This is a genomic window from Vibrio sp. 1249-1 (assembly GCF_033340495.1).
The window spans coordinates 557,620-579,105 of sequence record NZ_JAWOWJ010000002.1 but is presented as its reverse complement, the minus strand read 5'-3'; the positions used below and the strand labels follow the sequence as shown (position 1 = coordinate 579,105).

The window sequence follows — 21,486 nt, the reverse complement described above, 5'->3', positions numbered from 1 at the left end:
AATGAACCAGACCAGCACGTTTAAACGGTTAATGTCTTACCCATTATCTCAACCAAAGCCAATGATTAAAGGACTCGCCTTGCTGTTTATTGCAGCGTTAGCTAGCGCCGGCGGCCCTTGGTTGATTCAATATTTCATTGATGAGCACATCGCTAAAGGTGACTATTCACAAAGTGTTCTGATTTCGCTAGCAGTAGGTTATATCGCTCTTCAGATCGTATCGGCAACATTCCAGTATTTTCAGTCATTGCAATTTAGCATTGTCGCGGCTAACACGATCAAAGCGATTCGTAAGCAAGTATTTTCTGGCGTGATTAAGCAGCCGTTATCTGCGTTTGATTACACTCCTGCTGGAAAATTGGTGTCGCGAATCACCAACGATACGGAATCTTTACAGCAATTTTATGAGCTTTTGATCGCGACCGTGGTGAAAAACGTGGTCATGATTGTCGTAATGCTTGGCGTTATGTTTTTCATGAGCTGGAAGCTCACACTCGTTGTGCTTGTATTGCTGCCGATCGTCATCGGCTTTATGTACTTGTTTAAGCAGCTAAGTACAGAAAGCTACCGAAAGATGCGTGACCTATTGACCGATATAAATGCGAATCTGAGTGAATCCATTCAAGGGATGAGTGTCATTCAATTAATGCAACAAGAAGAGCGTTTTAATAAACAGTTCAACGAGCTAACCGCAGAGCATCTGGTGGCATCTAAACGAGTGATTCGGCTAAACGGCTATCTGCTAAGACCATTAATGGACTTACTCGCTGGTCTTGCGTTGCTTTGCTTGGTTGCGATCTTTGGTTTTAATGGTATTGAGTTGATTGGTGTGGGGGTACTGTATGCATTTATCAGTTATCTTGCGCGAGTTACTGAACCACTAATTGAGATGACTCAGCAACTTGCTCTACTTCAGCAGGCGTTAGTATCAAGCGAACGTGTTTTTGAATTGATTGATGCGAAAGAACAAACTTACGGGGGCGATCATCAACCATTAAGGTCAGGTGCTATCGAACTTAAAGACCTCACATTTAGCTACGATGGTAAACAGGACGTCCTAAAAGACATTTCGTTGAAGGCCAACCACCAAGACTTTATCGCGCTTGTCGGGCATACAGGAAGCGGTAAAAGCACATTAGCGTCACTGTTAATGGGCTTTTATCCAACGCAATGTGGTGAACTGCTCATAGATGGTCGTCCACTTAAAACATTAGGGAAAGACGTACTTCGCAAAGATGTGGCAATGGTTCAACAAGATCCACATATTCTCCCTGCTTCAGTCAGAGAAAACATCTCTCTCAGTCGGGCGGTTGATGACAATCAAATATGGGATGCGTTAGACAAGGTAGGTTTGGCAGAACAAATTCATCGTTACCCTAACGGGCTAGACACGCAGTTAGGTCAAGGCGAAACTAATTTATCTGCAGGTCAGAAACAGCTTTTGGCGTTAGCACGTGTGCTTGTGGTAAAACCTAAGATATTGATATTGGATGAAGCAACCGCAAATATTGACTCAGGAACAGAGGCTTTAATCCAAAAGAGCTTGGCGGTACTCAGACAAGACATGACGCTCGTTGTTATTGCTCATCGGCTTTCAACTATCCTAGATGCAGACCAAATCATTGTTCTTCATCATGGGGAGTTAGTCGAGAAAGGCACACACAAAGCACTCTTAACGCAAAATGGTCGCTATGCCCAAATGTATCAGTTACAGCAAGCAAACCGACATCTACAACAGATTGAAGAAGACACCAAGCAACTCGAAGAAGCGGTGTGATTTTATGCCCGTGCCTTCTTTTTATTTAGTCGGCATGGGCATAATTGGTGTAACTTCAAAATTTAACCTGTTAGCTTCCAATTTCTTCATAATGTGAACTAATTTTCTATTTCTTACCTATTATTGACATAACCCCTCGCTATATCGCGCAAGGTCGTTGTAAAATCGTACGGTACTTAAGTCTACTGCCTGTGGCATTGGACTGAATTCCGCTTTCTAATTATGCACATTAATCTCATGACACAAGTCCATGGACAAAGATAAGTTTACTAACATCTATCGCTTGCCTGGTTCGATTCAAATTCGTATCGGTAAATGGCAAAAGACGTTCCGCGGCACCTCTGATTTAGTTTTACATCAGGCGCTAATGGAACGTAATAAGCAATTTAAGAAGCCAGACTTTTTACCTAAAGGCTGGTGTGTCACTCCTATTGATGAAAACGACATTACCATTACGCATCACGGTAAATATATCCAAACCGTTATGCGCACAATGCTGGACAGAAAGGTCTCATACAAGCGACTGTTCCTATCTCGAATGGCTCTCGAAGAAGGTGAAAAAGTGCTCCACAATTACAAGCTGGAGTGGGTAAGAAAACATAACCAGATCGCCAAAAAGTACAATCAAATTAAAAAGAAACAATATATGAACTTTGCAAGAGAAGAAGAGGAAACCCTCTACCCTTCGATTCCAAAGGGTGAGTTTGACAAAACGTTATGGAACAAACTTGTCGTATCATCGTTTGGCCCGCAGAAAAAGTACAAAAACCCGCACTTTGTCCGTAAAGCCGATTTCTAAATAAACACCCCTAAAGTGAGGGGTGTTTATTTATACGTTAACTCACCAGTCGTAAGTTAAACTTGCAATAACATTTTGTCGGTCGCCATACCAACAAAAGCCATCACATGTCGCTATGTACTTTTTATCCGCGATGTTTTTAGCTGCGACTTGTAGCTTGTAATCGCCGATTCGATAACTGACCGTCGCATCCATTAAGAAATAACTTGGTACTTTTAGTCTCTCTTCATTGTCTCCGTATGACTCACCTGTATAGCGCGCGCCTAAGCCAACAGCAAAGCCATCAAGAGGTCCATCAAAGAAACGATAATGTGCCCAAGCTGATGATACGGTATTCGCCACTTGGGAAGGTGTTTTGCCAACCCATGCCTTATTGATGTCTTCTTTTATCTCTGCATCAACGTACGCAATGTTCCCGATCAATGTTAAGGATGGTGTCACATTAGCTACAGCTTCAAACTCAACGCCGTTATTTTCTATTTTTCCTATTTGCGTTAATTCACTCAAGTAGATACGAGCCAAGTTTTCTTTTGTTGCCCGATACGTTGCAATATTGAAATAGCCATCAAATGAATCCGGTTGGTATTTCATACCGATTTCAAATTGATCACCGCTTTCAGGCTTCGCTGGCTTACCATTGCTGTCTTCTTGAATAATTGGATCAAAGTACTGAGAGTAACTAAAGTATGGCGTGAAGCCAGAATCAGAAATATAAGCCGTTCCCACGCTAAACGTCCACTCTCCATTATCGACTTTCGTGCGAGCACCCGTGGTAACATTATGTACTTCATTACTTGTATCGTCGTAACGTGCGCCCAATAACATCGCCCATTTATCGTTGATCAGCATATGATCTTGAAAGTAGACGCCGAGCTGCTGATTATCGATTTTCGTTCTTTGCTTATCGGTTTCGCTCAATGGTTGTAGCGTATTCGGATCGAGTAACATTATGTTATCCGAATAAGTAGGATTAAATACATTAAACCTAGGATCGGGCAAAGCTCCCATTGGTGTGTTTAATAATGCATTACCATTAGCAACGATAGGGTCATTGGCAAAATCTTTACCATCGATACTGATCATTTGAAAATCTATGCCCAACATCAAGTTATGCTCAACACTTCCCCAATTTACTTGGTGCATCAAACGATTATCGATATTAAAAGCATCAGATGAGCCATCTTCTGTTGAAGCACCCCGAAGTATGGTTTTGCGTTCATTTGATGGGTCCAAAGCCGGCCCCAACGCAGGCACGTCAGCCGAGTAAACGTACGAATACATTTGTCTTAGCTTAACATCCATTTCGCTGTAACGAGCTGCTTGAACAAATGAAGTGGTATCATTAAATGCATGAGAAAACTCATAGCCTAAAGACACCTGCTCACGCTCAAACGTCTCCCAGTTAGGATTGCCTATCGCTAAACTATCACTGATCTTTCCATTTTTGTTTGGCGTTAACGTTCCTTCAACTGGCAAAAATTGCAGATAAGGATCTGAGTCGTCTTTTTGATAGCTCGTTAGAAAGGTAATTTCAGACGTCTCATTAAATTTGTACGTCATCGATGGAGAGAGAAGAATGCGCTCTGCTTCTACCCCACTAATTCTCGTCCCATTTTTTCTCGCTAACCCTTGAAAGCGGAAAGCTAGCTGCTCACTCACCTCAGAGTTTACGTCAAGAGAAAGTTGTTTACGGTCTTCAGAACCGTACTCCAAAGATACAAGTCCTGACCCCCCATCAAATTGAGGTCGCTTACTGACAACATTGATAACCCCACCTGGAGGGTTTTGCCCATAAAGAACAGACGCTGCACCACGTAAAACTTCAACCCTCTCTAACGCAAACGGATCTATTTGCCAACTATAGAAGCCAGAAGAATATAAACGGGTACCATCTTGATACAACCCGCTGTTCGCCTGTTTAAAACCACGAATAATAAACCAATCTTGCTTGTTATCTTCGCCAAAATAGTTAGTTTGAATGCTTGGTGTGTACTGTAGCGCGTCAGAAATGCTAATAGAGGCACGATCATCCATTTGCTCTCGCGTAACAACAGACACCGCTCTTGGAGTCTCATTGATGGCAATATCAGTTTTCGTCGCTGCCCGACTCTTCGCTCCAAGATAACTAAAATCAGGACCAACTGCACTGTCTTGCTGCTGTCCAATCACAACTATATTTTCATCTTCCTGAGCCAAGACATTTGGCGTTGATAAAGCTAATACAACCGCCATCGACGTTGGTGTCAGCATAAACTGCCGAGTCATATTCTTCTCCTTTTTGTCGGCAGCCAAACCAACCCTTCATGACTTCAGCGACCGCTGAAAGAAAAGCGAGTTACGGCATCGCCAGTTGTTTCCGTAAAAGACAAACCAGAGGTTTTGCATAAAGCACTCGCATAGGTTACGAATGCCACTACGAGTGCTTATTTGTATAAGTACTTTCTTGGTTGAGGCTTAGCTCATTTCTATAAGCGGCGTAAACCCCACATTAAATACAAACCGCCAATGAGAGACGCCATAAGCCCTGTTGGTATTTCTTGCGGGTAAAGGACCTGTCGTCCCAACCAGTCAGCCAACAACATCACCCCTGCCCCCAGTATCGCGGCGCATAACATGTGTTGTGACGCTTTGTTAAAACCAAATAAGCGAGCTAAATGCGGAGCCAACAACCCAACAAAGCTAATCGGGCCAACAACCAATGTCGCACTGACCGTGAGACAAGCAACTAAAAGAAGCAGTATTGCGCGTGAACGATCAACTCGAATTCCAAGTGCTTTAGAGGAAGCGGCACCGACAGGAAGAATATCTAGCCATCTTACGCAGAGAAAACTCAACCCTATAAAGACAAGCGCAGATAAAGACAATGGGAGTAACGTTTCAACCGAGACATAGTAGGTAGACCCAGACAACCAAGCCAATGCTTGATAACTTCTTGGGTCACCAGTGGCTAGAATAAAGCTCTGTATTGCATTCATCAGTGCGGTTATCGCAATACCAGTCAACAAAATACGCTCCGGCTGAAAGCCTGACTTACGGTTTAGCAGCACAATGACTAATACCGTCGCTAATGCGCCTACGAGCCCGCCTAGAGAAAGAGTGAAAATTGACGAACCAAACCCAGTAAACATCGCGATGATCAATCCCATCGCTGTCCCTGAACTGATACCGATCACTTCAGGACTTGCCATTGGGTTTCCACTTAGGCGTTGAATCATGGTTCCAGCAATCGCCAACATTGCCCCCGCAATTGCTGCTGCAAATAATCTAGGTGCGCGCCATTCCAAAAAAATCCAATTTTGGCTAGCAATTAAGTTTGTCCACCCTTCATTTTGCACAGCAACCGTGGCAAAAAGGACAACGGAAATTAACGTACCGATCAACGCCAATGAGATCGCTTTAGGGTTTAGCTTGTAAACATGTTGACGGTGTCGAGTTAACACTGTTTGAGTATGGCCCTGCGTCTTTTGTGATAAACGAGGTAACAGCCATAACAGTAACGGAGCGCCCAATGCAGCCGTTGCTGCTCCCGTTGGTATAAAACTCGCCATTAGCCCTGGCAGTTGCTGAATAACCAAATCGGTTAAAGTCAATAACATGGCACCAATTAGCATTGATACCCAAAGCTTATGCTGGACTTTATTGATACCTATCAATCGAGTAATCGCTGGCGCCGCTAACCCGATGAAACCGATGATTCCTACGGCAGAAACCACCCAAGAAGTGATTAACACCGCAAGCCCAAGACAGACAAAACGCAACTTAGCTAGCGAGACACCTAAACTCTTGGCACCTTGCTCGGAGAGTTCCAACAGACTTAACGGCTTTGCAATCACAAATGCAACGACCGTAGCAAGTGCGATTCGAGGGGCAAGATACGAGAAATCTCCCCATCCACTCTGAACAAGCGAACCGGCTCCCCATATCATTAACCCATTCAGCTTTTCGGTATTCATCATCAGAATAACCGTACTTAATGATGCAAAGTACAGGTTTATCACTAACCCAGAAACGACGACAACCGTTGGAGATAACGCTCGTCGCCATGACAACAGCATCACCAACCCCATCGATATCACACCGCCGATGAGAGCAACCAAATTAGGCGCGATATCCAACATCCAAGGTGCGAATAGCGTTGCTAACATCAAAGCAAAACTTGAACCGCTCGCCACACCAAGTGTCGTGGGTGAAGCGAGAGGGTTACGCAGCACTTGCTGCATCAATACCCCAGCAACCGCTAATCCAGCACCAGATATAATCGTGGTGAAGACTCGAGGCCACCAGCTAAAGTGAAGTAAAACTGAATCGATAGATTGAAAGTTAGGCTCCCATAAACTGCTTAGAGCTAACGAAAATGAGCTTACTTGGTACAATTGGAAAGCACCAATAGAAAAGGTAAATGCCGAAAGTAACACCACAAAGCTTAAAGGCATCGTTTTCATTGTGTTAACTCCTCGACCTTACTCGCCGTAACTAACTCTGCGAAACGGAGGGCTGAAGGCATAGAACCAAAACTCCAAACGGGCGCGACTTGCATGACCTTTTCACCAGATTGTTGAACAACATATTGCCAAAATGGGTCTTGAGAGAGCTGCTCCGCTCCACCATAAGGTAATGGCTCTACGATAACGATTTGAGCTTTTATGCCAGCTAACTTGTCGATGCCAACTAGGCTGAAGCCCCAGCTATTCGTCTTTTCATTCCATGCATTACTCAGCCCAATCTTTTCGATAGCCTGGGAGTAAAGACTATTTTGACCAAAAACACGTACGTGCTTTGTATCCATAAACTGAATCATTAGAAGTGGCGGCTGGCCTTTATTTATACGCTGTTTTAATAAAGACAAACGTTTTTCATATTGTTGGATAAGCGCCTCTGCTTCCGCCTCTCTTCCCAGCTCTTCACCAAACCTCCGAGTGAAACTGGTAAGTACCGACCAATCCGTAATCCCGCTTTCATATAAGTCAATGGTGGTAACCGGGGCGATATCAACTAAGCGATGCTTCATTGAGGAGAAGTACGGGGCAATAAAAATACGATCAGGTCTGAGCTCGTAAATGCGCTCTATATTGGGTTGAGTTCTTAACCCTACATCCTTCGTTTGAGGTGGTAACGGTGGCGATTTTACCCAAGCATCGTAATCTTGCCCTTGAGCAACGCCTACAGGTACGACCCCTAAAGCCAACATCGTTTCAGTTTGTGTCCAATCAACCGACATCACCCGAGGTGATGCGTCAGCTAGTGCTTGAAAAGAACTGACCAAAAGCGCACTAAGTGAGAGAGCGAAAGAGAAATGTTTAAGTCGAGTGTTTGTACTGCTCATTATTCCAACCTTTAGCTTGGCATCGCCACCGGATAACCCGCAGGGTGGTCAGAGATCATCATCTCTATCCCATATATGTCCCTCAACTTAGGTTCAGTAAACACCTGTTCAACATTGCCTTGTGCAATCAAATCACCTTGATGTAATGCAACGATGTAGTCGCAAAATCGTGCAGCCAAGTTGATATCGTGTAATACGATAATAACGCCCAAACCCAGTTCTTGACTGAGTTTAGAGATAAGCTTCAACATATCTACTTGATGGCTGATATCTAGCGCAGACAAAGGCTCATCAAGAAGCAAATACTCGGTTTTTTGGGCTAACAGCATAGCTAGCCACACACGTTGACGCTCTCCTCCAGATAACGTGTCCACTAAGCGATCTGCGTATTTTAGTGTGCCTGTCATCGCCATTGCTTCTTCAACAATGTCGTGATCTTTCTTACTCAAACGTCCAAGTAAACCATGCCATGGATAACGACCAAAACCGACTAAATCTCGACCTAAAATACTGTCGGTCACCGGAAGATGCTGAGGCAAGTAGGCAATATGTTGGGCGAATTTTTTCGCTGAGAGATCGTTAATGCTCGTTCCATGCAGAACCACGTCACCAGCTGTGTATTGCTGTTGCTGTGCCAGCAACTTTAACAATGTGGATTTTCCTGAACCATTGTGTCCAACAAGGGCGTATGTTTTTCCGGGTTCAAATGTCACATCAAACGCTTTTAGCAATGACTTGCCTTCAATCTCAAACTGGAGTGCTTTAGCTTCCAACATCCCTACTTCACCTAATAGCCATTTACGAATAACAGTTATTCAAAGCTCTCATTCGTTGATCACGTTTGCCGTTCTTATTCAACAGAGCGATTAATAAGGGAGGTTTTATATAACAACAAAGATACAAATGCAAACCGTTGTCATTATCATTACATAAACAAGATCATTGAGAGAATTGCTAAGTGTTAGTGATAATTTGCTCTGCTGAACTTCATTAGTAAATTATAGGCAGGTCAACGAGAGCAGCGGTCTCCCACTGCTCTCGCATAAATTTGAACGAATACTGCAGCGTATGAAGAAATGAAAAATGCCGCAGTGAATACATTAATGACGAGCGTCAGCGCCAAACTCTACTTCTTTATAGATATCGGCCAGCGACTTTTTACCTTGTTTGTCTTTGGCTGAACGCTTTTTCTTAGTTTGATAATGGTATTCTTGCTCCTGAAGTGCTTGTTCGTGCTCTTTTGCTGACTCAACAAACTCAGGATTTGCAAGTGCTTGTTGGCGTAAGCGGTTTACTCTTTCAAGGGTTTCCCACAACATACTTCACCTCCAAACTTATTACTGTATATAAAAACAGTATTGTTTAAATATTCCTCCTCGTCAACATTTCAACTTTGTTACTGCTCTTCACATTAACCCCAAGCCTGTATAGTGCTCGGGATATTTGTGGATGATTTGCTTTATATAACCTTGATGCTCTCGCAGAGCATCAACACATTCTCGAGATAACCACCCCTGATATACCCATTTTTCAAGTTCTAACAATGCGTATGGGATGGACCACGCTTGTCTATACGGATGGTGCGTTGTCATAAAATCAAAGGCATTCGCGGCAGCCGTAATTTGGGCGACTATTGGTATATCATCATTGGTTAAACCATAAGGATAACCAGTGCCATTTAAATTTTCGTACTGATAAATAATCATCTGCAAAAACAAAGTCACACTCGGGTGAACCGGATTTCCGATACGGGCAACTATGTCATCCGCTGAATCGATACAACGCTCAATATGTTGAATCAATATCGCCTCTTGTTCTTGAGAGTAATTTGTTCGGCGGCTAGCAATTTCAACTGGCAGCTGACTATCACCGAGCGCATGGAACTGAGCAAAAATACCAATATCTTCGACCATTTCGTCATTCAGGTGATAACGATCCGCTAACTGCGTTGCGATAATTTGACTGTAGTACTTCATGCGTTTGGTATGCGCGTAATACTCAGGTGAATAGCCTGGCATCATACATTGCATTCGGTTCGCTAGCGTTTCTATCGCATTGACTACTTGAGTTTCTGATTCAACCGCAAATTGAATCATTTCGAAATAAGGTTTAAGACCATTCAGCGCTTCTAAACTAAACGCATCACGTTGAGTGGAGTTCAAAAATACAAAACCAGTAAAAGCTTTATTGTCATAACAAGGAATAGCAGCCGACGACTGATATCCGTGTTTGAGTAAAATTTGAACCCGAGGACAGTGATTAATATCATGAAGGTCTTCGACGATACGAGGAACCGCGTTTTTAGAGGCAATATTGAGGTGGTGGAGTTTACGGAATGCTGATTCGTGATGGGCTAGACACCAAGTGTCGAACTCACTTTCTGCAAATGATTTGAGCACATCTTGGTCTGGGTGATATTTTGCAAATGACACCCTATCAATACATGGCAAGTGCGCCTGCATCCTGCCTTTTAGCGTTTGCAGTTGCTCGTTAAGCGGTTTTGCAAACGGGTAAAAACTCCGGTGCGCCATGCTTCACCTCCACACCAAAGCAGAGAAACAAGAAAAGCTCATTGTGTTGCAAATTCAATGGTATTTTGAGCGGTTTTCTCCACTTAAACTATCGATATACCACAACTTAAGTGTACGAAATAAAAGCACATTTCTACCAATTTTTTCACCGGATATCTTACGGTAATTTGATCCAGATTAAAAAAGCCAACGAGCAAAACTCGTTGGCTTAACAATACTGATTGATTACGATGGATTCAGTAACTAGAGGTTATTCAAAGAACGTTCTGAACAACTAGCCTAGAGCAGGAAGCACACCCAGCGTAATTAACACCTGAGCGAATACGATGCCAGTGCCAGCGATGCCCGTTATCACTAGCGCACCTTGACCACCTGCGACGCGGTACTCCCCAGTAAAATCATCCGATTTACGAACCTTGATCACCATAACCAAAGGCAAAAAGATGGCTAAAATCGCTAAGGCAATCGCTGCATAGCCCAAAGCCATAATAAAGCCTTGAGGATAGAAAAGTGCGAAGCCTAGCGGTGGAGTAAACGTCACTAGTGCCGCAATCAAACGATTAGGCTTATCGTTACTTCCTTTGATGGTATCACCCAAAAATTCGAATAGACCCAAACTCACGCCAAGGAACGATGTCAACAATGCCAAGTCAGCAAACACACCAACAATGCTACCCAAATTTGATTGGTGTACTGTCTGAGATAGTTGACCAATCAGTGCGCTCAACCCTCCGTTCTCAACAAGCGTACTTTGGCTAACCACACCCAACGTCACGATTTGCCAAAAGATATAAATAACGAGTGGAATCGTCGAACCAATAATAACGGCTTTGCGTAAAGAAGAAGTGTCACCGTCTAAGTAATTCACAATTGCAGGTATACTTCCGTGGAAACCAAACGAAGTAAAGATCACCGGAATCGCCGCTACAACAAGGCCTTGTTCGATTGGCATACTTAACAAGTAAGATTCCGTAACGTTTGGAGCAAGAAAAGAAAGCACCGCAACCATCGCAATGAGCTTCATCGCGAACAGGACTCGGTTTACTTTATCGACCGTACCGGTACCCACTGTCACAACTAAAGTCACAATCAAGGTAAAGATTATCGTTGATGTAGGCCCTGAAATATCGAGGTCAAACCATTGTGCAAGGCGGTCTCCGAACTGAGCACCACCGCCAGCGATATACGCTGCACATAATGAGTAGAAAAGAAACAACATCGCAAAACTTGCCACCCACTTGCCTTTTTGACCTAGGATCTGTTTCGCCAAAGTATGAAGTGTAGCACTACTCTCCGCATGTTGATGAAGCTCAAGCATAAGCAAGGCAGTGAAAGCCATCAGAGCCCATAAGCCTAGCATGATGATAATAGAAGTTGAAAAACCAATGCCGGCAGAGGCAAGTGGAAGCGCTAGCATACCAGCGCCTATTGTAGTGCCCGCAATAATTAGCGTACTACCGAATACTTTAGAACGACTCATTGTATATTAATCTTTACACTTTATTAGAAATTATCAGTATTAGATCGGGCAACGGCGGACCGAAACCAACACCATATTTGTATTGCCGTCGATATTGTAGGATCTTTAGCAGAAGATCAAGCAAAGTGTAAGGATAAAAAACCACACATGTAAACTATAATTTACACCTTGCTGATATTTAACAATAACTGTGTGCATTCTTCCCTGTTCATGAACTTGGGAACAGGGTAATTCCAGTGCGCCTCTTTCAGAATTAAATCAACAAGCGCATCAGCATCTTCACGTTGAATGAGCGCACTGGTTTGCTCAATATCAATAGTTGAAAACAAGGACTCCAGATTCGCCAAAAAATGCTGAGCACTTGCGTTACCTAACTGCCCCTCGGCCGTCAACTCATCGAGCTTTCTTAGTTGAGGCTCAATCTCTGATAATGAAAAGCGCAGCACAGGCAACAAGGCTAATCCGTTTGCCATACCATGAGGTATTCCATATCTCGCACCGAATGTGTGAGCAAAGGCATGAACATAACCCAAACTCGCTTTGGTAAATGCTAAACCCGCGTAATAGGATGCCATAGCCATTTTATGACGAGCTTCGACATCATCCCCTTGCATCACAGCCCTAGGAAGATATTTAAAAATGAGTTTAATAGCGGCAACCGAATAAGCCATCGTTTCTTGAGTAGCGTTTTTCGATACATAGGCCTCAATAGCGTGGGTTAATGCATCAACGCCAGTATCAGCCGTGATCTTAGGAGGTAAACCAATCATTAAATTCGCATCTAAAGCTGCCATTAGTGGCACCAACTTTGGATCCATTAAAGGGGTTTTAATGTGTGAGGAGGGATCTGACACGACCGCAGCGATAGTAACTTCACTTCCGGTTCCAGCCGTTGTTGGAATAGCAAAAAGCGGCGCTGGCATTCGCCATACCTTCAATAGTCCAGCTAATTTTTTTATTGGCCGTTTATTGGTAACTTTCGCAGCGATGACTTTTGCACAATCCATTGCAGAGCCGCCACCCAAAGCTAATATGCCCTCACAATGAAAACGATGATAAGCCTCTAGACCGCTCTCTACCTGATCATAGGTAGGATCGGGCTTAACTTGCGAGAAAACATCTAACTGTAAATCGAGTTGTGCTGCAGCCTCAAGCACCTTATCTACAATACCGACTTGGACTAACCCTTCGTCGGTAACTAACAAAACGCGTTTAAATCCCAGCTCGGTCATCGATTCTAATAGCTCATTCATCGAACCAGGGCCGGAAAACAAGGTTGGTCTCGGCATAGGAAGGATAAGGGCTGCTATTTTTAACCCTGCGGTGTAAGTCCGATATAAACGATGCTTCAACATACGAAATCCTTTTCATTTAGAGCTATCATTCTAGCTACTTTTACTACCTATGCTTACTTTGCAATCACACATTTTCAATAAACTTATCTCACTAAAAGGGCTAGCATCGCTGGGAAACCGTACCATTTTATTATCTTCCCTCAACGACATGAGCTACAGAGAAAATGTTTTCAACGACGCTCTATTGTCATGTAGTTAACAAGCTGCTTTCCCTATTACTCTGTTAGTTACAGAGCAAGCCTCGAAGAAGTCTTCTTATTTTTTGCCTTCAAAAGCAACAATATGAATTCTGTTAATCAGACATCAATACCGTGTGTCTCTGGTTGAGCCCGAACACGATCTACAAAAATAAAAATAAGAATGCGTTACATCATGATTTATTGTCGTTTTCAAATAAGTCAACAAGAGCAACAATAATCTTTCAAAACTTATACTTAGTTCAAATATCTGACTCTTAACCATGAGCTTCAGGTGATATTATTATGCAACTAGGATTATTATCCCGCCCATAATCAAAACTATGTCTAAACGCCCACCTTTTTGGGGTCTATTCGCTGTCGTACCCAATTTTTCCTATCACCTTCTGATTTGGGTTTAGCGTGGGCTAATTAGCAATGTCGGTATAAACCATGAATCATTCTTGCCATTCCCATACGGACATGGGCTTTGAAGTCGATCTGAAACAAGCACTTATCTGGGTTGCTCGAGCACTCGACTATGTCGGTGTTGATGATACGCACCATAGCCATCGTGTCGCTTACATCGCTTACCAATGTGCTCGGGTCATGAACTGGGAACCAGAAAAAGCGGAGTTTTGCTACTTCGCAGGGATGATCCACGATTGTGGGGTCTCCGAAACACAAGAACATAAAATGTTACTTGAGGAGTTGGTGCCACAAGATGTAAAAACACATTGCTTAAGAGGATACCGAAGCCTCAAGCAGTGTCGTTTGTTGCGTCAGTTTGCTACACCTGTTCTTTACCACCATACACATTGGAGTGAATTAAAATATCTTGATTTACCGCCTTTTGAAAAAGAGGTCGCTGCCCTACTCTATTTAGCCGATCGTCTCGATTTTATGCGTTCCAAATACGTCATGAACTGCCACTGTGACATTGTCACACTTCATGAAGAACTAATTGCAGAATGCATCATGGCAAACGCTGGAACTTTGTTTAATCCAGACATGGCTAAGGCAATGGTTAAGCTCGTTATGACCGACGCATTTTGGTTCGCGATGGAGTCTGAAAATATAGAAACCATCGGATTAAACTTTAAAAGCATTGATTGGCTTCAAAAACAGCTCACCATCCAAGATATGAATAGTTTGGGAATGTTTATCGCTCGAATTGTTGACGCAAAAAGCCCATTTACTTATCAACATTCGCAAAAAGTGGCGGAGTTATCTCGGTATCTAGCCATCAAGCTTGGGTTTTGTGAGCACGACCAAGAGATGTTATTTATTGCTGGGTTGGTGCATGATATCGGAAAGTTAAAAACACCAGATGAGATTCTTCATAAAGAAGGCTCTCTTAATAAACAAGAGTATACGCGTATTAAACGCCATACAATTGATACTCAGCTCGCATTACACAAAGTGTTTCCCAACGCTAAAATAGCGGAGTGGGCTTCTAATCATCACGAGCGTTTGGACGGTTCTGGCTATCCTTATCATAAAACAGGAGACGAACTCGATGTACCATCGCGTATTGTCGCGGTTGCCGATGTTTTTCAAGCTCTGTCTCAGGACCGGCCCTACCGAGGACGAATGGCTCAAGCACAAATCGCCGCGATTATGGGTGAGCAAGTCGCTAAACAAGAACTTTGTTCTGACGTCTATGCAGTGCTAGAGCGAAACATGACCGAGTGTTACGAGCTATCAACTAATGTTTAATCGATAAAGGGCGTATCTACGCCCTTTGCTGATTTTATGCTGGTTGCAAACCAATCATTTTGCAATATCAAGTACATTGTCTCGCACACCATTGATTCTGAACCAACCTGCAATACTGAAACGCTCAGCATTGGTCGGTAAAACCTCATGCGGGAATTGCTCAGATAAGAATAAAAGTAAGCGTCCTGATTGAGGAGGGATGGTTGCTATCTTATTATCATTTAGATCGTAAACCACCAATTCACCTGCATCCTTTTCCGTCCAAGATTCGTTCATGTAAAAAACGGTTGTCAATCGACGGTTTTCATTGCCCTTAAAACAATCTAGATGCTTTTGGTAGAAATCCCCTTCCTCGTACTTGGCAAAGTGAGCTTCATACTCAAAAAGTCCCAGAAACAAGTGACGGTTCACTTCTTGGCGTATTTCTTCCATCTTATCTAAGTAAGAAGTAACCGCGTGCCCCATATTGGGCGATAACCATTGAATTTTGTCACTTCGAATTGACTCAATACGTGTCACATCGTCATTACGACCAATACGCGCTTTTTTCCAGTTACTTGGAATGCAGTCTCGTAATTGAGCCACTTCTTGTTCAGAAAGAAAATCATCCCAGATGTAGTAGCCATGGGTTGCTAACGCATCGATCATTTTATCCATTATTGTCGTTCACTCATATTAGTTGGGCGGTCTATATAAAAAATCTTCAACCCCACAACAAATGCGATTTTTTGTCGAAACGACAACAAAATAAAAAGAGAGTAAAAATAGGTGATGACGAATATAAAAATGCCGCTCATATGAGCGGCAATATCTTTTATTATTGACGAGCTTCTAATCTGGTTGGATGAACTCGCAACGGACTAAGACGTTTAATAGTCGGGCGTTGTTTGTTTTTTAACTGGATATGACAAAGTTCCAGAATTAAGCCGAATGCCATCGCAAAGTACACATAACCTTTGTTGATATGAATTTCGAAGCCTTCTGCCATCAATAAACCACCTAACAAAACGAGGAATAACAAAGCAAGTGTCTTAAAACCAGGGTAACACGACACCAGGTTATTGATTTTTTCGGCTGTCATGACCATCACGATAGCAGACGAAACAATCGCTGCGACCATAAGTGGGACATCACTTGTCAAACCAACGGCGGTTATCACCGAGTCCATCGAGAATACAGCATCCACGGCAACAATCTGCAACAGAACTACCGCTAAACCAGTACGGGCGTGAGTTGAGTGAGCCGACTCGTTGTAATTTAACCAACTCCACAACTCTTTCAGGCTTTTAGCCAAGAGGAATGCACCACCCGCAATCATGATAACGTCTCTTCCGGTAAACGCATGGTTCGCCAAAGAAAATAGCGGTTGAGTCAGTTGCATGATCCAAGAAATTGAAAACACTAAACCAATACGAGCAATAACAGCAAGACCAATACCAAGGTTTCTTGCCAGCTTACGTTGGTGCAGCGGCAGTCTTTCACATAAGACAGAGATAAAAACGACGTTATCAACGCCTAAGACAACTTCAAGCGCAAACAAAGTGGCGAAAATAGCCCAAGCTTCTGGTTGCATAAAAAGTTCTAGCATGAGCATGTCTCCAATAATAAGAAGACATATGGTGAAGGGTTTTGTCGACTAAAGGGGTCGTCCATTAATTATTTATACCTTTGTTACTGAGGGATCATGAGTAAATCACCAAACAATCAACAAAACAATATCTATTTTAATTAACAAGGAACAAGTTTAATTCGTGTACAAATCAATCAACTCCTCCAAATTGATTAAAATTACATAGAAGCTTTAGAATTGAATAAATGAAAGCATTAAAGTCCAACAAAACTAAGATAAATTTCTAGACTTATAAGCACCATCAACCCTTATGCAACCCATTAAATGCATTGAGCTCAAAGAGAAACAGGCGTGTTTCCGAGATAAACAATAGTAAAAATTTGTTTCATGCTGATATACTGCCAAAAATCATAAGAAACCATGCTATTTATGGACTACATTGCTCTTTCGCGTATAAGCCTTAAACATCTAACTGTTTTACATATGTTGTTAACCACTCACAGCGTCACACTTGCGGCAGAACGCTTGTGTGTAACACCATCGAGCGTCAGTAAAACGCTCGGACAGTTGCGCGAAACGCTAAAGGATGACCTTTTTTATCGTGATGGCACTCGCTTAGTGCCGACAGCATTTGCGCTGCATATAGGCCCATCAATCCATGGCATACTCTCCAGTATGAATGGGTTATTACATCAAGGCTCTTTTAATCCGGCTTACTATCAAGGTAGTTTTTCATTAGCAATGCGTGAAAGTTCGTTTGAGCTCTTTGCGCCAGTTCTACAGCATCTGTCCCAACAACTGAGCAATCACGCGCACTTGAACGTCCATGCGAAAGAGGAAATGAGCTTCGATGCATTAGCAAGAGGTCAAGTGGATTTTTTGTTGCTTCCTCACGATCTCAGCCAACCACCCACACAAAATAAAGACTTGGTCTGGAAAACCATTTTGAAAGACGAAATGGTTTGCTTAATGAGAGCATCGAACCCACTCGCTGAGCAACCCCTATCTGTTGAAAGTTACCTTTGTGCAAGACACATCGGTATTCATGATAAAGATCTGTCACAACCTTATTTTGAGCAAAATCTCACCCAAAGGCATTCAAAGCGAAACTTGGCCATGCGTGTAGCCGACTTTGGTTCAGCTGCGGTGATGTGTCAGCACTCGGATTACTTGTTCACATGCTCCAAGCTTTGGGCAAGAGCGGCAATGCAAGCAAAAGGTTTGGTTGAACAAGCTCTTCCATTCGATTACGGACAGGTAGCCTACAGCCTCGTTTGGAACAAAGCGAGCTTAAACGATCCCGCTTTAAAATGGTTACAGCAACAATTACTCGACGCCTGCGCCATGTTAGATGCCTGTGATGCGTAAGTATAGATAAACAACGGTACTACGTGAGTACTGTCGGCACTGTGATAGGGTTACTCACGTAGCATCGAAGCTCTGATTTTAAGCGTTCGATATCATGATGAGAGCACATATCCCAAGTTAACGCCTCCCCCACTACTCCGTGATGCTGAAAGGCATTTAAACGGATAAGCACCGATTCAGGAAGAGTACTCAAGTAACGTCCAATTGCTACGATTTCTATATCTAAATCACTTTTTTGGGGAATATGCAGTAAGCGGACCTCGTACAATTTTTCGTGCTCAACAAGGTACTGAAGGGTTTTAAATACACGATGATTATCACGCCCAGTTAGCCACTGATGCGTCTCCGTCTGCCACGCTTTCAAATCGATCATTGCGCCATCCAGAAAAGGTAGAATACGCTGCCAACCAGCAACCGCTAAAGAACCGTTACTGTCGATGAAACAAGAGAGGTGCCGTAATTCAGGATCTTGTTTTATCCCTTTAAACAGCTCAATAATGAAAGGAAGTTGTAAGGTAGATTCCCCACCGGATACAGTAACACCACTGATGAAAAAGCGATGTTTGCGTATCAAATCGAGCATTGTTACTACAGAGTAGTCAGTAATTTTTGGATTAGATTGGTTCTGACATATCTCTATACAATGATCGCAGTGGGTGCACTCCTCTTTAAGCCAAACAACGTTGTTGTTTTCGTCGAACTTCAATGCGCCTGCTGAACATTCACTCACACACTCACCACAATGATTACAATGGTTTATCGTGTGAGGATTGTGGCAGTTCAAACACTGATAGTTACAACCCTGTAGAAAGATGACTAGACGATTTCCTGGCCCATCAACACAAGAGAAAGGAAGGATACGAGTGACTTTTGCCAAAAGGCTTCCACTTCGTCTAGACATCTTGTTCTTTCCTAAACCGAACTTATGCCTGCGTGTAAGTCGGTGTTACTTCATGACTCACCACACGTGGCGAGCGTTCTAAAATTTTGGTATTTTTTGCTGCTTCTGCACCTAGAAACGTCGTGTTGGTTCTCGAACCTTCTTTATCATGTTTCGCGACATCTGAAAGTTTGATCATGTAGCCTGTCACGCGAATTAAGTCATTTGAAGTGACATTCGCGGTAAACTCACGATAACCAGCATTTAGTGCCCCTTTACATAAATTGAACATCGCTTCTGGGTTAGATTTCACCGTTTCATCAATCGTCAAAATATCGCTGATACCCGCACGATAATACTGATGATGCTTCGCCGTTGCTTGTACATAAGTGACAGGGTCTGGCTCTGCACCATAAGGCAGACGTACACCTGGCGTAACATCATGATCTAAGCTAATGCCGCCTTGTGCATGTAAGAGCGCTTTGCCATCTAAACCATATTTCACCGGGGTTGAGTCCACCAGTTTAGCCAGTGTTGCTGAAACATCATGAGCAAAAGTATTTGCTCGATCATTTTTTCCGTATCGCCCTATTTGCCCTTCTTTTTCAAATAGAAGGTTTACCGCTTCGGCCATGCCGTAAACGCCATACATTGGCGCGAAATAGGACTCTTTTATCAACCCTTCTTGCGTCAAAAAGCCTTGAAAGAAGTTCGATTTTTCATGCAAGTGCGTGCTTCTTGCGTTTATGAGCTCGACCATTAATCGATGGTAAGAAGGCAACGCACTGTTTAAGAAGTCGTTACAGTCTGATGCTCGTTTTGCAACTTCTTTTAAATTCATTCGCACCAATGTGTTCGAGCCACCTGCTAATGGAAGCGAGTTGTAGCAACTTACAATACCAAAGCGTGAGCCGTTGTAGGCTTTCGCGTGCATTGGGTAATTGGCGATATGCGGTTTACTGCATTCACAAATGTTCTGTGTCGCTTGACGAAGTAAATCATCAGGTGTAACTGTCTCGTCGTACATAAAGGTGAGATTCGGTGCGATCTGCTTGAGCTCCGCATCTACTTTTAAAACAGTGCGACAAATAATGTTGTCTGTCGGTCCGACATTCACATGCATAAACGCATCTGGCAATGTGCGATCCAGCATGATCCAAAAATGTTTTAACTTTTTGTAAATCTGGCTCTCTGTTAGGTCGCCTATGTAAGGCAACAAGACATCATCTAACTGACCTAAGTAAACCGGAATGTTCGTTACCGAAGGAACATGATGGTAAATGATGGTAAGCATATTCAGCGCATCATCGAAATCATCAGCCGGAGACAACTCTAAATAGTCTGAGCCTTGCGATAGAAATTTAGCGTAATCAGGCAACACATAGCGAGGTTTAAACGGTGCATGACCTTCAAACATATCGCAGATGATGCCTTCATCCATTGCTTGTCTCAGTGATGGAGATACGGTCATATAAGGAATGTACGATTCCGCCTCTAAAGCTAAAAAACTCGACTTCTGTTTTGGAGAAAGACGGACGTCGGTCGCGATATCTAGCAAACGTTGTTGTAGTTTAGAAAGGCTTGTCATCTAAGATATTCCTACAAAGTAACCACAAGCCCACAAGACAAAATACGAGCTCTACCCCTAAAGAGTAACGTGATTTTACTCCTGCTTGGCTGTTGCCACTAATGAAAATAAACAAAACGTCTATTTCCATTCTGGAAATAAGACAAAGCTAAATTAGCGCATTCCAACTTACTATATGGGAAAACCTAACTGCGTACCGAAGTCTGTCTTATTTATCGGTTTGCCGTCGACAACATCACGCCTGCACCAATAAATACTCCACCAGTCAAACGATTGAACAACTTCGCTCTTCCAGCGACAAACAACCAATCGGAGGCTTTTACCCCTAACAATGCATAAAATGTTAGCCAGCTAAGCTCAAAAACCACAAATGTAGACGCGAAAATCGCGTATTGAGACAGTAGCGGTGCGGAAGGTTCTATGAATTGAGGAAACAAAGCGGTGAAAAAGACTATCGCTTTGGGATTACTAGCGCCAACAATGAAACCACTAGTGAACGCGCTAAACGCTGTCGCGGAACTTTGAGTCGTTGCCGTTTTATTAAAATCTGTCTGAGATGAGCGCAACGCTTGAATACCTAACCAGATTAAATAAGCGGCACCACACCATTTAATAATATTAAAAACCAACTCAGATGAAGCAATGACAACTCCCAGCCCGGTAAATGAGAGCGTAAGGATGATCGTAATCGCAGACAAACTGCCAAGCGCAGTCATGAAAGCAATACGAAACCCACTACTCACTCCTTTACTCAAACACAACAGTGAGCTTGGTCCTGGTGAAGCTGTGAGCACGAGAATGGCAAGAGTGTAAAAAATCCATGTATCTATTTGCATTGGCATCCCTTCCAGCAAAATGAGGTTTATAGCCCATTGTGTATAGAACTATTTTATCGCCCGGTTTCTATCCATGAAGCCGAG

17 protein-coding genes are annotated in these 21,486 nt (G+C 43.0%); 4 read left to right on the top strand and 13 right to left on the bottom strand.

Features of this window, described 5'->3' with window-relative positions:
- Position 1 precedes the first annotated feature (1 nt).
- Together R7Z50_RS06005 and R7Z50_RS06000 are read left to right on the top strand one after the other, a co-directional pair.
- Positions 2 to 1,777 carry an ABC transporter transmembrane domain-containing protein gene (locus tag R7Z50_RS06005; protein WP_047102215.1) on the top strand — a complete coding sequence of 592 codons (1,776 nt, stop codon included), beginning with the start codon at positions 2 to 4 and terminating at the stop codon, positions 1,775 to 1,777.
- 250 nt (positions 1,778 to 2,027) lie between these two features.
- A complete protein-coding gene (locus R7Z50_RS06000) occupies positions 2,028 to 2,576 on the top strand; it encodes a hypothetical protein (protein WP_085569861.1) in 549 nt (182 codons plus the stop codon).
- 42 nt (positions 2,577 to 2,618) lie between these two features.
- Here R7Z50_RS06000 and R7Z50_RS05995 read toward each other — a convergent pair whose 3' ends face one another.
- The 8 genes from R7Z50_RS05995 to R7Z50_RS05960 form a co-directional block, all read right to left on the bottom strand.
- Positions 2,619 to 4,841 (bottom strand): TonB-dependent siderophore receptor, encoded by a 2,223-nt coding sequence (locus R7Z50_RS05995; RefSeq protein WP_205390854.1) that lies wholly within the window; start codon positions 4,839 to 4,841, stop codon positions 2,619 to 2,621.
- Positions 4,842 to 5,041: 200 nt separating this feature from the next.
- Positions 5,042 to 7,018 (bottom strand): Fe(3+)-hydroxamate ABC transporter permease FhuB, encoded by a 1,977-nt coding sequence (gene fhuB / locus R7Z50_RS05990; RefSeq protein WP_062730624.1) that lies wholly within the window; start codon positions 7,016 to 7,018, stop codon positions 5,042 to 5,044.
- Entirely contained in the window at positions 7,015 to 7,899 is an 885-nt protein-coding gene (locus R7Z50_RS05985; protein ID WP_005377718.1) for an iron-siderophore ABC transporter substrate-binding protein, read from the bottom strand. Before R7Z50_RS05985 ends, fhuB begins: the two co-directional genes overlap by 4 nt.
- Positions 7,900 to 7,910: 11 nt before the next feature.
- Positions 7,911 to 8,675, bottom strand: a complete 765-nt coding sequence (locus R7Z50_RS05980) for an ABC transporter ATP-binding protein (protein ID WP_005389081.1) — start codon at positions 8,673 to 8,675, stop codon at positions 7,911 to 7,913.
- A 324-nt stretch (positions 8,676 to 8,999) separates the two neighbouring features.
- Positions 9,000 to 9,218, bottom strand: coding sequence for a hypothetical protein (locus tag R7Z50_RS05975; protein WP_005377723.1), 219 nt, complete (start codon positions 9,216 to 9,218; stop codon positions 9,000 to 9,002).
- A gap of 87 nt (positions 9,219 to 9,305) precedes the next feature.
- Positions 9,306 to 10,430 carry an HD-GYP domain-containing protein gene (locus R7Z50_RS05970; RefSeq protein WP_213885327.1) on the bottom strand — a complete coding sequence of 375 codons (1,125 nt, stop codon included), beginning with the start codon at positions 10,428 to 10,430 and terminating at the stop codon, positions 9,306 to 9,308.
- Positions 10,431 to 10,704: 274 nt separating this feature from the next.
- Complete coding sequence (locus R7Z50_RS05965) at positions 10,705 to 11,910, bottom strand: aromatic amino acid transport family protein (protein ID WP_033905238.1); 1,206 nt, start codon at positions 11,908 to 11,910, stop codon at positions 10,705 to 10,707.
- 161 nt (positions 11,911 to 12,071) lie between these two features.
- Positions 12,072 to 13,265, bottom strand: coding sequence for an iron-containing alcohol dehydrogenase (locus R7Z50_RS05960; RefSeq protein ID WP_025766701.1), 1,194 nt, complete (start codon positions 13,263 to 13,265; stop codon positions 12,072 to 12,074).
- A gap of 629 nt (positions 13,266 to 13,894) precedes the next feature.
- Here R7Z50_RS05960 and R7Z50_RS05955 point away from each other — a divergent pair.
- Positions 13,895 to 15,160: an HD domain-containing phosphohydrolase gene (locus R7Z50_RS05955; protein WP_025766702.1), complete on the top strand. Its 1,266-nt coding sequence runs from the start codon at positions 13,895 to 13,897 to the stop codon at positions 15,158 to 15,160.
- Positions 15,161 to 15,214: 54 nt separating this feature from the next.
- Here R7Z50_RS05955 and R7Z50_RS05950 read toward each other — a convergent pair whose 3' ends face one another.
- Both R7Z50_RS05950 and R7Z50_RS05945 read right to left on the bottom strand, forming a co-directional pair.
- Positions 15,215 to 15,817 carry a 2OG-Fe(II) oxygenase gene (locus R7Z50_RS05950; RefSeq protein WP_005377733.1) on the bottom strand — a complete coding sequence of 201 codons (603 nt, stop codon included), beginning with the start codon at positions 15,815 to 15,817 and terminating at the stop codon, positions 15,215 to 15,217.
- A gap of 160 nt (positions 15,818 to 15,977) precedes the next feature.
- Entirely contained in the window at positions 15,978 to 16,748 is a 771-nt protein-coding gene (locus R7Z50_RS05945) for a TerC family protein (RefSeq protein ID WP_085569856.1), read from the bottom strand.
- Positions 16,749 to 17,159: 411 nt separating this feature from the next.
- On the opposite strand from R7Z50_RS05945, the gene R7Z50_RS05940 reads away from it, so the two are divergent.
- On the top strand, positions 17,160 to 18,098 hold the full coding sequence (locus R7Z50_RS05940) for a LysR family transcriptional regulator (protein ID WP_005377737.1): 939 nt from the start codon (positions 17,160 to 17,162) through the stop codon (positions 18,096 to 18,098).
- A gap of 19 nt (positions 18,099 to 18,117) precedes the next feature.
- Here R7Z50_RS05940 and R7Z50_RS05935 read toward each other — a convergent pair whose 3' ends face one another.
- From R7Z50_RS05935 to R7Z50_RS05925, 3 genes are all read right to left on the bottom strand, one after another.
- Positions 18,118 to 18,999, bottom strand: coding sequence for a YjjW family glycine radical enzyme activase (locus R7Z50_RS05935; RefSeq protein WP_021033867.1), 882 nt, complete (start codon positions 18,997 to 18,999; stop codon positions 18,118 to 18,120).
- Positions 19,000 to 19,021: 22 nt separating this feature from the next.
- On the bottom strand, positions 19,022 to 20,566 hold the full coding sequence (locus R7Z50_RS05930; RefSeq protein ID WP_053307064.1) for a YjjI family glycine radical enzyme: 1,545 nt from the start codon (positions 20,564 to 20,566) through the stop codon (positions 19,022 to 19,024).
- Positions 20,567 to 20,778: 212 nt separating this feature from the next.
- The gene (locus R7Z50_RS05925; protein ID WP_025766704.1) at positions 20,779 to 21,402 is read right to left on the bottom strand and encodes a LysE family translocator; all 624 of its coding nucleotides are present in this window, start codon (positions 21,400 to 21,402) and stop codon (positions 20,779 to 20,781) included.
- Positions 21,403 to 21,486 lie beyond the last annotated feature (84 nt).

Bases quoted from the DNA above. Each gene is read 5' to 3' on its own strand.
- R7Z50_RS06005 (WP_047102215.1), top strand. From the start codon at position 2: ATGAACCAGACCAGCACGTTTAAACGGTTAATGTCTTACCCATTATCT.
- R7Z50_RS06000 (WP_085569861.1), top strand. From the start codon at position 2,028: ATGGACAAAGATAAGTTTACTAACATCTATCGCTTGCCTGGTTCGATT.
- R7Z50_RS05995 (WP_205390854.1), bottom strand. From the start codon at position 4,841: ATGACTCGGCAGTTTATGCTGACACCAACGTCGATGGCGGTTGTATTA.
- fhuB (WP_062730624.1), bottom strand. From the start codon at position 7,018: ATGAAAACGATGCCTTTAAGCTTTGTGGTGTTACTTTCGGCATTTACC.
- R7Z50_RS05985 (WP_005377718.1), bottom strand. From the start codon at position 7,899: ATGAGCAGTACAAACACTCGACTTAAACATTTCTCTTTCGCTCTCTCA.
- R7Z50_RS05980 (WP_005389081.1), bottom strand. From the start codon at position 8,675: ATGTTGGAAGCTAAAGCACTCCAGTTTGAGATTGAAGGCAAGTCATTG.
- R7Z50_RS05975 (WP_005377723.1), bottom strand. From the start codon at position 9,218: ATGTTGTGGGAAACCCTTGAAAGAGTAAACCGCTTACGCCAACAAGCA.
- R7Z50_RS05970 (WP_213885327.1), bottom strand. From the start codon at position 10,430: ATGGCGCACCGGAGTTTTTACCCGTTTGCAAAACCGCTTAACGAGCAA.
- R7Z50_RS05965 (WP_033905238.1), bottom strand. From the start codon at position 11,910: ATGAGTCGTTCTAAAGTATTCGGTAGTACGCTAATTATTGCGGGCACT.
- R7Z50_RS05960 (WP_025766701.1), bottom strand. From the start codon at position 13,265: ATGTTGAAGCATCGTTTATATCGGACTTACACCGCAGGGTTAAAAATA.
- R7Z50_RS05955 (WP_025766702.1), top strand. From the start codon at position 13,895: ATGAATCATTCTTGCCATTCCCATACGGACATGGGCTTTGAAGTCGAT.
- R7Z50_RS05950 (WP_005377733.1), bottom strand. From the start codon at position 15,817: ATGGATAAAATGATCGATGCGTTAGCAACCCATGGCTACTACATCTGG.
- R7Z50_RS05945 (WP_085569856.1), bottom strand. From the start codon at position 16,748: ATGCTAGAACTTTTTATGCAACCAGAAGCTTGGGCTATTTTCGCCACT.
- R7Z50_RS05940 (WP_005377737.1), top strand. From the start codon at position 17,160: ATGGACTACATTGCTCTTTCGCGTATAAGCCTTAAACATCTAACTGTT.
- R7Z50_RS05935 (WP_021033867.1), bottom strand. From the start codon at position 18,999: ATGTCTAGACGAAGTGGAAGCCTTTTGGCAAAAGTCACTCGTATCCTT.
- R7Z50_RS05930 (WP_053307064.1), bottom strand. From the start codon at position 20,566: ATGACAAGCCTTTCTAAACTACAACAACGTTTGCTAGATATCGCGACC.
- R7Z50_RS05925 (WP_025766704.1), bottom strand. From the start codon at position 21,402: ATGCAAATAGATACATGGATTTTTTACACTCTTGCCATTCTCGTGCTC.